Origin of the sequence: Stenotrophomonas sp. TWI169 (assembly GCF_039674705.1) — a bacterium.
In the GTDB taxonomy this organism is placed as follows: Bacteria; Pseudomonadota; Gammaproteobacteria; order Xanthomonadales; family Xanthomonadaceae; genus Stenotrophomonas; species Stenotrophomonas maltophilia_P.
The window spans coordinates 13,304-25,417 of record NZ_JBDJOB010000027.1 but is presented as its reverse complement, the minus strand read 5'-3'; the positions used below and the strand labels follow the sequence as shown (position 1 = coordinate 25,417).

Below are 12,114 nucleotides of genomic sequence, written 5' to 3'. Positions count from 1 at the left end.
TGCCGCCGCGTTCACCGCGGCGGCTGCCGCGCCAACAGGCGATACAGCGCCTGGTGCTGATCGCGCGCCTGGCAGATGCGAGCGCCGATGGCCAGCAGCACGGCCACGCCGATCAGGCCCAGGCCCAACATGGAGTCCGGCAGCCGCACGAAGCCGATGGCCGCGGCCAGCATCGCCAGCACCAGCAGAACGACCACCGCGACGGACAGTCCTGCACCGGGTGGTCCCGGATCGCCGAACAACATTCGTTGGGTATCCCGCTTGCCGTCCGTCATCGCCTGTCCTCTGATGGCCCGCCCCACTTGTTACACGGCAGAAGGCGCTTCCGGGAGAGTCAGAAGCGTCATGAATGTGACGGTGTCCACGGCTCACGCCGCGCTGCCCTGCCTGAGTTCGCAAAGTGTGGAGGACGGCATGGCAGGGCGGCAGGCGCCCGCCCATCGGTGGCCCTGACCGGAAACGGGGACGGAGGCCACTGCCTCCGTCCCCGTCCGGTCAATTCACCTGTGCCACGCTCGGCGCCTGCGGGGACTGGCCCCAACCACCCAGCGCCTTGTATACGCCGACTACGCTGACGTTGACCTCCGCCTCGGCGGCCGCCAGTGCATCATCGGCGGCCAGCTGGGTGCGCTGCGCGTCGAGCAGGGTCAGGAAGTCTTCCGAGCCCTCGCGATAGCGGATCTGCGCCAGCGACTCGGCTCGTCGTGCGGCCTGCGCCTGCTCCACCACGATCGCCAGCCTTGCCTGCTGCTTGGAGTAGCGTGTCAGCGCGTTCTCGGTGTCTTCCAGTGCCAGCAGCACCGTCTGCTCGTACTGCGCGGCAACGCCCTCGGCCTCGGCCTTGCTGGCACGCAGACGTGCGCGCACGGTTCCGAAATCGAAGGCCGCCCAGCTCAACGACGGCGTCAGCGACCAGGCCTTGTTGCTGCCGTTGACCAGGCCATTGGCGTCGCCGCCGAGGAAGCCGACGAAACCGGAAAGCGACAACCGCGGGAACAGATCGGCCGTTGCCACCCCCACCCGTGCCGTGGCGGCTGCCAGCCGCCGCTCGGCCGCACGCACGTCGGCACGCTGGCGCAGCAGCTCGCGGGTATCGCCCAGCGGCAACGGCTTGGCGAACGCCGGCACCTCATGCGGCGCGAGCATGTCGGCCAGTACTTCCGGGCGCTGGCCCAGCAGCACCGCCAGGCGATTGCGGGACTGCGTCTCGGCCACTTCCAGCAGGGGAATATCGGCCTCGATCGCCTTCAGCCGGGCACGGCTGCTCTGCACATCCAGCTCGCTGCCGGCACCCAGTTCCCAGCGCGCCTCGGTCAGCTTCTGCGTATCACGCAGATTGACCAGTGTGTGCTGGGCCACGGCGATGCGCTTCTGCGTGCCGCGCAGCTCGAAGTAGTTGCGTGCCACTTCGGCGGCAACCAGTACCTGCGCATCGGCCAGGTTGGCCTGCTCGGCCCCCAGATCGGCGCGTGCAGCTTCGGCAGCACGGCGCTTGCGGCCGAACAGATCCAGCTCCCAGCCCGCATCGAAGCCGAGCTGGTAGCTTTCACTGAACACCCGCTGCCCACCCAGCTGCGGATCGGGTTGCTTGCGGCGATCGTAACTGCCGCCTGCGGTCACGTGCGGTGCCTGGTCGAAGCGGCTTTCGACGAACACCGCCCGCGCCTGGCTGACACGCGCCACGGCCACGCGCAGGTCGAGATTGCTCGACAGTGCGCCGTGCACCAGCTCTTCCAGCACCGGGTCATCGAACTGCGCCCACCAGCTGGCAACGGGCGATGTGGTGCTGAACACCGGCTGCTCCGCGCCCTGCAGGACGACAGGCTCCTGCTGGGGCGCCTTGTAATTGGGACCGACGGTGACACAGCCGGCCAGCACGAGGCTGGAAACGGCCACCGCCAGGGTGCGGATCACCATGGCAGCACCTCGCCCAGATAGGTGAAGCTGCCACTCGGGCCTTCAGGGCCGATCAGCGCCATCTGCACGCTGGAACGCGCACCTTCGGCGATCTCGATCTCGCCGTGGCCACCATTCATGTCGGTCTTGACGTAGCCCGGGTGCACGGTGTTCACCTTGATCGGCGAGCTGCGGAGCTCGTATGCCAGGGCCAGCGTCCAGCTGTTCACCGCCGCCTTGGAGGCGTTGTAGGCCGGAATCTTGAAGTCATAGATGCCCGAACCCGGGTCGGCGTGCAGGGTCTGCGAGCCGAGGATGCTGGACACGTTGACGATGCGCCCGGCCTTGGCCTGCTTCAGCAGCGGCAGGAACGCCTGGGTCACCGCCACCAGTGCATATACATTGGTGTCGAAGGTGCGACGCCACGTATCCAGCGACTGCTCCGACGGTGCCTGTGCCGGGTTCTCGATCATGATGCCGGCGTTGTTGACCAGGATGTCCAGCCGACCGTGACTCTGGCGCACCTGCTCGACCGCGTCGGCGATGCTCGCAGCGTCGGTAACGTCCAGCTGCAGCGCTTCCACCGGCAGGCCTTCCGCCTGCAGCTTCAGTGCCTGCTCCACCGCCGTCTCACGCTTGCGGCCGGCCAGCAGCGTGTGCACGCCTTCCTTCGCCAGCTGACGCACGGTCTCGGCACCGATGCCACGGGTAGCGCCGGTAACCAGCGCGATCTTGTTCTGATGGGTGTTCATGGATTCATGCCTTTGGAGGGAGAAGCCGCCGCCGATCATCGACCGGCGGCGACGGGGTTCCGTATCAGTGATGAATGGTGGGCTCGCCGTGCTGCACCAGCTGGCCACCGCCGTTGCGGGTGACTAACTTGCGCAGGGCGACGTAGAACACCGGGGTCAGGAACAGGCCGAACAGGGTGACGCCCAGCATGCCGGCGAACACCGTGATACCGGTCACCGAGCGCACCTCGGCACCCGCACCGTGCGAAAGCACCAGCGGCACGGTGCCGGCGATGAACGCAATGGAGGTCATCACGATCGGGCGCAGGCGCAGGCGGCAGGCTTCCAGCGCGGCCTCGACGATGCCCTTGCCGCCCATCTCCAGCTCACGGGCGAACTCGACGATCAGGATCGCGTTCTTGCATGCCAGGCCCATCAGCACCACCAGGCCCACCTGCACGAACACGTTGTTGTCGCCGCCGGTCAGCCATACGCCGAACAGAGCCGACAGCAGGGTCATCGGCACGATCAGGATCACCGCCAGCGGCAGCGACCAGCTCTCGTACAGCGCGGCCAGCACGAGGAAGGCCAGCATGATCGCCACCGGGAACACGATGAACGCGGCCTTGCCCTGGGTGGCCTGCTGGTAGCTCAGGTCGGTCCATTCGGTGGCCATGCCGACCGGCAGCACCTGCCCGGCGATCTCGGTCAACTTGTTCATCGCTTCCGCCGAGGACAGCAGGCGCGGGTCGGCCTCGCCGGCCAGGTCCGCTGCCGGATAGCCGTTGAAACGCAGCACCGGGTCCGGGCCGAACGTCTGCTTGATGGTCACCATCGAACCGATCGGCACCATCTCGCCGCGGTCGTTGCGGGTGCGCAGCTTGGCGATGTCCTCGACGCTCTCACGGAACGGGCCGTCCGCCTGGGCGATCACCTGCCAGGTGCGGCCGAACTGGTTGAAGTCGTTGACGTACGCCGAACCCAGGTAGGTCTGCAGCGTGTCGAACAGCTCGGTCAGCTGCACGCCCTGCGCCTTCGCTTTCACACGGTCCACTTCCGCATCCAGCTGCGGCACGTTGGCCTGGTAGCTGCTGATCGGGAAGGCCATGCCCGGAGTCTGTGCAACGGTCCCCTGCATCGCCTGCACGGCATTCTGCAGCGCGCCGTAGCCCAGGTTGCCGCGGTCCTCGATGAACATCTGGTAGCCATTGCCGTTGCCCAGGCCCAGGATCGGCGGCGGCATCATCGCGAACGCGAAGCCCTCCTGCAGGCCTGCGATCTTCTGGTTGATCTCGGCGTTGATCTCCGCCGCGGTCCGGCCATGACGCTCGTTGAACGGCTTGAGCGGAATGAACGCCACACCGGTGTTCGGGGTGTTGGTGAACTGCAGCGCGTTCAGGCCCGGGAACGAAATGGTATGCGCCACGCCGTCGGTTTCCTGGGCGATCTTGGCGACCTTGCGCAGCATTTCATCGGTACGTGCGATCGACGAACCTTCCGGCAGCTTCACGCCCGCGATCAGGTACAGCTTGTCCTGGGTCGGGATGAAGCCCGGCGGCACCAGCTTGAAGATCACACCGGTACCGACCAGCAGGATCGCGTAGACCACGAACACGGCGCCGCGACGGCCGAGGATGCGCGCCACGCCGCGCTCGTACTTCTCCGAGCTGGACTTGAAGAAGCGGTTGAACGGGCGGAACACCCAGCCGAACAGGCGATCGATTAGACGGCTCGGGCCATCCTTCGGAGCGCCATGGGCCTTCAGCAGGCGGGCGGCCAGGGCCGGCGACAGGGTCAGCGAGTTGATCGCCGAGATCACCGTGGAAATGGCGATGGTGACAGCGAACTGCTTGTAGAACTGACCGGTGACGCCCGACAGGAACGCCATCGGCACGAACACCGCGCACAGCACCAGTGCGATCGCAACGATCGGGCCGGACACCTCACGCATGGCCTGGTGGGCGGCTGCGGTCGGCGACAGACCTTCTTCGATGTTGCGTTCAACGTTCTCCACCACCACGATCGCGTCGTCGACCACGATACCGATCGCCAGCACCAGGCCGAACAGGCTCAGCGTGTTGATCGAGAAGCCCAGTACGTACAGCGCTGCGAAGGTACCGACCACCGACACCGGAACCGCGATCAGCGGAATGATCGACGCGCGCCAGGTCTGCAGGAACAGGATCACCACCAGCACCACCAGGGCGATCGCTTCAAGCAGGGTCGAGACCACCGCCTTGATCGAATCACGCACGAAGATGGTGGTGTCGTACACCGCTTCGTACTTCACGTCGGCGGGCATGGTCTTCTGCATCTCGTCCATCGTGGCGATGACCTTGTCGCGAATCTCCAGTGCATTCGCACCGGGCGACTGGAAGATGCCGATACCCACCGCATTCTTGCCGTCGAGCTGCGAGCGCAGGGTGTAGTCGCCAGCGCCCAGTTCCAGGCGGGCAACGTCGGACAGGCGCACGATCTCGCCGTCGACACCGCTCTTGAGCACGATGTCGCCGAACTCCTGCTCGCTGCGCAGGCGGCCCTGGGCATTGATCAGGGTCAGGAACTGGCTGTTCGGCAGCGGCTCGGCGCCGAGCTGACCTGCAGAGACCTGCACGTTCTGCTCACGCATGGCACGCACCACGTCGCTGGCCGTCAGGCCGCGCGAAGCAACCTTGTCCGGGTCCAGCCATGCGCGCATGGCGTAGTCACCACCACCGAAGATCTGCGCGTCGCCCACGCCGGGAATGCGTGCCAGCGCGTCCTTGACGTGCAGGCGGGCGTAGTTGCGCAGGTACAGGGTGTCGTACTTGCCATTGGGCGACGTCAGATGCACGACCATCAGGAAGGTGGGCGACTGCTTCTGCGTGGTCACGCCCTGCCGGCGTACGTCCTCGGGCAGGCGTGCCTGCGCCTGCGCCACACGGTTCTGCACCTTCACCGCCGCCGCGTCCGGATCAGTGCCCGGGCGGAAGGTGACGGTCATCTGCAGCACGCCGTCGGAACCGGCGACCGACTTGAGGTACATCATGCCCTCGACGCCGTTGATCGCCTCTTCAAGCGGCGTGGCGACGGTTTCGGCGATGACCTTGGGATTGGCGCCCGGATAGACCGTGCGCACGACCACCGACGGCGGCACCACTTCCGGGTACTCGCTGATCGGCAGGATCGGAATCGTGATCAGGCCTGCGGCGAAGATCACGATCGACAGTACCGCCGCGAAGATCGGCCTGTCGATGAAGAAACGGGAAAAGTCCATGGAGGAATTCCTGGGAAATGCCGCCGGCGGGCAACAGCCACCCTGCCCCTCGCCGATATGACGAAGGCAGGGAAGGCCGCCGCTGGCGCCGGCAGCTAAGCGGAAACTCGGATCAGGAGACGGCGGATCAGCGGTTCAGCGCAGCAGTGGCATCACGGCCTGGTGCGGCGGTCGCAGCCGGCTGCATCGCCACCGCCTTGGCCTGCACCGGCATGCCCGGCATGAAGACCTTCTGCACGCCATCGATGATGACCTTGTCGCCTGCGGACAGGCCCTGCTCGACGATGCGCAGGCCTTCCGCTGTGCGGCCAAGGCGGATGTCGCGGCGCTGGGCCTTGCCATCCTTGTCGACCACGTACACGTACTTGCGATCCTGGTCGGTCAGCACAGCCTTGTCGTCGATCAGCATCGCCTGGAACTGGCCACTGCCCAGCAGCTGCACACGGGCGAACAGCCCCGGGGTGAACTGCCGGTCGGCATTGTCCAGCAGCGCACGCACGCGGATGGTGCCGGTGCTGCGTGCAACCTGGTTGTCGAGGAAGTCGACCTTGCCCGCGTGCGGGTAGCCTTCTTCACCCGACAGGCCAACCTTCACCGGCAGGTCGCTGTCGCGCTCGCTCGGGCGCTCGCCCTTGCGTGCCATCTGCGCGTAACGCAGGAAAGTGCTTTCGTCGGCATCGAAGTAGACGAACACGGTGTCCAGCGAGACCAGCGTGGTCAGCACGCTGGCGCTGTCGCCGGCGGTGACCAGGTTGCCCGCGGTGACCATCGCGCGGCCGGCACGGCCGTCGATCGGCGCACGCACCTTGGTGAACTCCAGGTTGAGCCGGGCAGCATCCAGTGCCGCCTGCGCGGCCTGCACGGCTGCGCCGGACTGGTCTGCCGCAGCGCGACGCTGCTCGGCGGTCTCGGTGGAGATCGCCTGCTGCTCGGCCAGGCGCTTGGCCCGCTCCGATTCACTGCGGGCCAGGGTTGCCTGGGTGCGGGCGCGGGCCAGTTCAGCGGCGGCGCGATCGTACTCGGCCTGGTAGCTGCGCGCGTCGATGGTGAAGAGCACATCGCCCTTCTTCACTTCCTGGCCTTCGACGTAGTTGACCTTGTCGATGTAGCCGGACACGCGCGGACGCAGTTCAACGCTCTGCACCGCCTCGATGCGGCCGCTGAACTCGTCCCATTGGCTGATCTGCTTGACCAGCACCGGCGCTGCGCTGACCTGCGGCGGGGGCGGTGCACCGGCTTCTTCGGCATGGCCGCCACTGCAGGCAGCGAGCACCGCCGCGGCGAGGATCGACACGCCGACCATCGCAATGCGATGGCCGAAACGATGTGGGGTGGTTTTGGGGGAAGTCATGGCATGCATCCGTACGGAGGGGTGGTACAGCTAATGAGAATGGCTATCAGAAAGTGCGGCGTATGCTGCAACCTCAACCAAGGTCAAGGTCAAGCGACACCGACGGCGTCGCGCCACGGTGGTGGAACTTCCAGTCGCAGCAGGCCCCGCGGCAGTTCCGCATCGCTGCTGTCGCAGCGAACGATGGCGCGGTTGTCGCGGCAGCCATCAAGCAGCGACACCACGCGCCGGCCGACCAGCAGCGAGCTCGGCCACTCGATGCAGGCGTTGGCGGCGTTGGCCGGTGTACACACCGGGCTGCACACCTCCAGCATCTGCGCGCGGACACCGACCGCCTGTGCTTCCTGGTGCACCACCTGTGCGTACATGCGCAGGGCGGCGGTGGTGATCGAGGTCTCGCCGTAGCCGGCCCAGGGCTTGAGACCGGCAGGGCTGCCGATCATCACGTAGCGCCGCGCATGCACGTTGTCACGCAGCAGCGGCAGCAGGTGGCGTACCGCATGCACATGGGGCATCAGGTCGGCCTGCAGTGCGCCGAGCAGTTCGTCGCCCTTGCGGTCCATCACCCGGCCACGGTTGTAAGGACCGCCCATGGCCGCGATCACCGCTGCCAACGGCCGCGGGCGCTGCGCGACGCGCTCGGCCAGGACCTGCGCCGAACCGTCGTCTGCCAGTGAACCGAGCATGGTCTGCAGGCCGGGCTCATCGGCGAACTGCGCTTCCAGCGACGCCAGCCGTCCTGGATCGCGGCCGACCACCAGCACCGGGCTGCCGGCTTCCAGCAGCGCACCGACCACGCCCTGGCCGACCGCACCGGTTCCGCCGAGGACCAGGACTTCGGGCATCAGAATCCCATTCACGGGACATTTCCTCCCAAATCCGGGATAGTCCCGATTCGGCGCAGTCGATCGCTCTTCTGCGGCGCCAAGCGGATGGCACCGCCACGCTGCTGCCGCATGGGCGCGGTAAACTCACGGAAATCCTTGTGCACCAAGGAACTCGGGCGGATCTCAACGGTCATCGCCAGATCCAGGGCGTTCTGGCCGGCATGCCGGAAACGGGCAAGAATGTTGCGCAGGCTCATGGCGGGGGGACTCCATTTCACGAATGGCGCCACGATAGACCTCAAACCTTTACTTGATTAGTCCTGATTAAGGGGAATAATCATCCCGTTCCCGGTCCAATCGATCTGTCACGATTGTCCCACCCCCGACGTCCAGGACTCCCGACCATGTCCCACGATCTCAATGAAACGCTGATCTTCGTCAAAGTGGTCGAGCAGGGCAGCTTCATCGCAGCTGCCAAAGCGCTCGGCCTGCCCAAGACCACTGTCAGCCGCAAGGTGCAGGAGCTGGAGACGCGGCTGGGCGCGCGCCTGCTGCACCGGACCACGCGCCGTCTTGGCCTGACCGAGGCGGGCTCGATCTACCACGAGCACTGCCAGCGCATCGCGCGCGAGCTGGAAGAAGCCGAGAGCGCGGTCAGCCAGTTGCAGTCCGGCCCACGCGGCTGGCTGCGTTTCACTGTGCCCTACTCCATCGGCATCACCTGGATCGCGCCGTTGCTGGGCCAGTTCCATGCGCAGTACCCGGAAATCCGCCTGGACATGCACATGGGCAACGAGAAGCTCGACCTGATCGCCGGTGAAGCCGATCTGGCCCTGCGCGTCGGCGCCCTGCCCGATTCCAACCTGGTCGCACGCAAGCTCGGCAGCCTGCGCACGCAGGTGTTCGCCAGCCCAGCCTACATCGAGCGCTACGGCGAACCACTGCACCCGGAAGAGCTTCAGTTCCATCGCATCCTGGCCATGCGCAAGCCCTACCACACTGGCAATTCACCGCGCTTTACCTGGCAGCTGGGCGAGAACGGAGGGGAACTGCGTGACTTCCCGGTGACGCCGCTGATGACGGCCAACGACATGTCCGCGCTCAACGGCGCGCTGGTGTGCGGTGAAGGCCTGCTGCTGACCGGCGATGTGATGGCCAAGCCGTTCGTCGAGTCAGGCATGGTCCGTCGCGTGCTTGCCGGGTGGACAGGTCCGGAGGTGGATTTCAACGCGGTCTTTGCCGGCGGCCGCCTGGTCTCGCCGAAGGTGCGCGCATTCGTCGACTTCCTGGTGGAGAAGCTCAACTTCGACGCCAATTACATGCTGGCGCAGTGCCCTGGCGCGAAGCTGGCGCGGCAGCAGCAGGAGCAGGAAGATGCCGCGCTTGAGATCAGCGGCAAGCGGATCCTGGAGAAGGTGGCCGCGCCGGCGGCGTGAAGCGGGGCCTGCCCGGCGTCATGCGGCGCGCTGTTCCAGCAGATGCTCGATCAGTGCCCGCAGCTTCGGCTCGGCCTGGCGCCGGCTGGGGTAATACAGGAAGAACCCTGCGAACCACGGACAGTACGGCTCCAGCACGCTGACCAGTTCCCCACGCTGCAGCCACGGGCGCCATGTGTCCTCCATGCCGAAGGCCAGCCCGGCGCCCGCCAATGCCAGGCGGGTCATCGTGGCCATGTCATTGCTGGTGATCTCCGGCTGCACATCGACGCTGAACTCGCGTCCGCTCTCTTCGAATTCCCAGCGATAGGGCGCCTTGCGTGGTGCGGCGCGCCAGCCGATGCAACGGTGCCCGGGCAGCTCGCGCGGGTGCCTGGGCATGCCGTGCTGCTGCCCATACCGCGGAGTGCACACCACCACCTGCCGCTGCCGGCCGGACACCGGAATCGCCACCATGTCCTGGGCGATCACCTCGCCCAGACGCACGCCCGCGTCGAAACCCGCCTCGACGATGTCGAACTCCTCATCGGTCACCGTGATGTCCAGCTGCAGCTCCGGGTGCCGGGCGGCGAAGCTGGCCAGCAGGGGACCGGCCAGGAAATGCTCGGCAATGGAGGACACGGCCAAGCGCAGCTGGCCCTTGAGGGTGCTGCCGCGACGTAGCGTGGACTCCACGGCGCTGCCCAGCTCAGCCAGGGCGGGTCTGACCGCCGCAAGCAGCGCCTGGCCGGCATCGGTGAGGTTGACGCTGCGGGTGGTGCGCAGCACCAGAGCGACACCGAGCGACTGTTCCAACCGGGCGATGGTCTGGCTGACGGCCGACCGGGTCACGCCCAGTTGCTGGGCCGCCGCGGTGAAGCTGCTGCAGTCGGCTACCCGCTGGAACACCGCGAGGGCATTGAGATCGACGGACATTGGTTAGCGGATCTATACAAGGTAGTCAGCAGTCGCCATCTTATCGCGACGAGGCAGGCCGTCTACCGTGGCTGCACCGGGCACGACCCGGCATTTCCCCCTAGCCCTTCCGGAGACCTGCCATGAGCCATTCCCGAACCATCCTGATCACCGGTGCCTCCAGCGGCATCGGCGCCGGCATCGCCCGCTCGCTGGCGCAGCCGGGTGCCCGCCTGGTGCTGGGCGCGCGCCGCCTCGAACGGTTGCAGGCGCTGGCGGATGAACTGCGCCAGCACGGCGCCGACGTACGCGTGCATGCGCTGGACGTGACCCAGCGCGCGCAGGTCGAGGCGTTCGCCACTTCAGCCCTGGAGGAATTCGGCGCCATTGATGTGATCGTCAACAATGCCGGTGTGATGCCACTGTCGCCGATGGCATCACTGAAGGTGGACGAATGGGACCGGATGATCGACGTCAACATCCGCGGTGTACTGCACGGGATCGCAGCCGTGTTGCCCCATATGTGCGCACGCGGCCGCGGACAGATCATCAACATCGCGTCCATCGGCGCGCTGTCGGTCGTACCGACCGCTGCGGTCTACTGCGCCACCAAGCACGCGGTACGCGCCATCTCGGAGGGCCTGCGCCAGGAACACCGCGAGCTGCGGGTCACCTGCATCCACCCCGGCGTGGTGGAAAGCGAGCTTGCGGACAGCATCACCGACCCGGTCGCCGCCGAAATGATGGTCGGCTATCGCGCCATCGCCCTGCAGCCGGATGCGATCGGGCGCGCGGTGCGGTTCGCCATCGAGCAGCCCGACGACGTGGACGTGAACGAGATCGTGGTGCGGCCGACGGCCGCAGCATGACCCGGCCGCCGTTCCTGCGCTAGGCGCCGCGCATCTCGCCCAACGAAAATGCCGCCTGCAAGGGCGGCATTCCCGTTCCGGCTGCGCCGGACCTGCACGCACGCGCCGCGCGTTACTGCTGCAACGGAATCACGCGGATTTCAACACGGCGGTTCTTGGCACGGCCGGCATCGGTGCTGTTGTCGGCAATCGGGTACGCCTTGCCGGCGCCCAGCGTTTCGATACGCACGCTCTGCACGCCCTGCCCGATCAGGTACTGGGCGACCGAATCGGCGCGCTCCTTGGACAGGCGGTTGTTGACCGCATCGCTGCCGATGCTGTCGGTATGGCCGACCACTTCGATCATGGTCTGGTTGTAATCACGCAGGGTACCGGCCACGCCGTTGAGCGCGCCGTAGAACTGCGGCTTCAGTGCCGACTTGCCGAAATCGAAGGTGATGCCGTCGGGCAGGTTCAGCATGATGTTGTCGCCCTGGCGCTGCACATCGATGCCGGTGTTGGCAGTGCGCTCGCGCAGCGCGCGTTCCTGGCGATCCTGGTACTGGCCCACGGCCGCGCCACTGAGCGCGCCGATGCCTGCACCGATCAGCGCGTGCTGGCGGCGCTCGGTCGCACTGTCGCCGCTGAGCAGGCCGGCGGCCACGCCAATGGCGGTACCGATCAGCGCGTTGCGACCGGTCCGGTTCTGCTGCTCGGTCGGGTTGCCGTACTGATCGCTCTGCACGTAGGAACCGCCGGTGGCGCAGGCCGACAGGACGGCCGCGCTCATCAGGGCCAGTGCGACATTGCGGGTGGTGTTGCGGATCATGATGGTCTCCTTGGTTTCCGGTCGGGCCGGCGGCTTGCGGGCCGCC

11 protein-coding genes are annotated in these 12,114 nt (G+C 66.7%); 2 read left to right on the top strand and 9 right to left on the bottom strand.

The annotated features are described in order from the left end of the window. Positions 1-11 precede the first annotated feature (11 nt). The 7 genes from ABE543_RS16695 to ABE543_RS16665 form a co-directional block, all read right to left on the bottom strand. The gene (locus tag ABE543_RS16695; RefSeq protein WP_053517461.1) at positions 12-275 is read right to left on the bottom strand and encodes a hypothetical protein; all 264 of its coding nucleotides are present in this window, start codon (positions 273-275) and stop codon (positions 12-14) included. A 220-nt stretch (positions 276-495) separates the two neighbouring features. Then, positions 496-1,917, bottom strand: coding sequence for an efflux transporter outer membrane subunit (locus tag ABE543_RS16690; RefSeq protein WP_065174973.1), 1,422 nt, complete (start codon positions 1,915-1,917; stop codon positions 496-498). Further along, positions 1,911-2,648, bottom strand: a complete 738-nt coding sequence (locus tag ABE543_RS16685) for an SDR family oxidoreductase (protein WP_111185462.1) — start codon at positions 2,646-2,648, stop codon at positions 1,911-1,913. Before ABE543_RS16685 ends, ABE543_RS16690 begins: the two co-directional genes overlap by 7 nt. Before the next feature lie 64 nt (positions 2,649-2,712). Then, the gene (locus ABE543_RS16680) at positions 2,713-5,883 is read right to left on the bottom strand and encodes a multidrug efflux RND transporter permease subunit (protein ID WP_346475922.1); all 3,171 of its coding nucleotides are present in this window, start codon (positions 5,881-5,883) and stop codon (positions 2,713-2,715) included. 127 nt (positions 5,884-6,010) lie between these two features. Continuing rightward, a complete protein-coding gene (locus tag ABE543_RS16675; RefSeq protein WP_197600416.1) occupies positions 6,011-7,234 on the bottom strand; it encodes an efflux RND transporter periplasmic adaptor subunit in 1,224 nt (407 codons plus the stop codon). An 89-nt stretch (positions 7,235-7,323) separates the two neighbouring features. Next, entirely contained in the window at positions 7,324-8,094 is a 771-nt protein-coding gene (locus ABE543_RS16670; RefSeq protein ID WP_053517454.1) for an SDR family NAD(P)-dependent oxidoreductase, read from the bottom strand. Further along, a complete protein-coding gene (locus tag ABE543_RS16665; RefSeq protein ID WP_053517540.1) occupies positions 8,091-8,318 on the bottom strand; it encodes a hypothetical protein in 228 nt (75 codons plus the stop codon). The genes ABE543_RS16670 and ABE543_RS16665 overlap by 4 nt, the downstream gene beginning before the upstream one ends. Positions 8,319-8,465: 147 nt before the next feature. Between ABE543_RS16665 and ABE543_RS16660 the strand changes: the two genes are divergently transcribed. Continuing rightward, complete coding sequence (locus tag ABE543_RS16660) at positions 8,466-9,497, top strand: LysR family transcriptional regulator (protein WP_065174970.1); 1,032 nt, start codon at positions 8,466-8,468, stop codon at positions 9,495-9,497. An 18-nt stretch (positions 9,498-9,515) separates the two neighbouring features. Here ABE543_RS16660 and ABE543_RS16655 read toward each other — a convergent pair whose 3' ends face one another. Then, complete coding sequence (locus ABE543_RS16655) at positions 9,516-10,412, bottom strand: LysR family transcriptional regulator (RefSeq protein WP_346475921.1); 897 nt, start codon at positions 10,410-10,412, stop codon at positions 9,516-9,518. Between the two features lie 122 nt (positions 10,413-10,534). Here ABE543_RS16655 and ABE543_RS16650 point away from each other — a divergent pair, with 122 nt between their 5' ends. After that, positions 10,535-11,260 (top strand): SDR family oxidoreductase, encoded by a 726-nt coding sequence (locus tag ABE543_RS16650; RefSeq protein WP_346475920.1) that lies wholly within the window; start codon positions 10,535-10,537, stop codon positions 11,258-11,260. 112 nt (positions 11,261-11,372) lie between these two features. Here the strand turns inward: ABE543_RS16650 and ABE543_RS16645 are convergent, their stop codons facing one another. Beyond that, entirely contained in the window at positions 11,373-12,068 is a 696-nt protein-coding gene (locus tag ABE543_RS16645) for an OmpA family protein (protein ID WP_053517326.1), read from the bottom strand. Between the last annotated feature and the right edge of the window lie 46 nt (positions 12,069-12,114).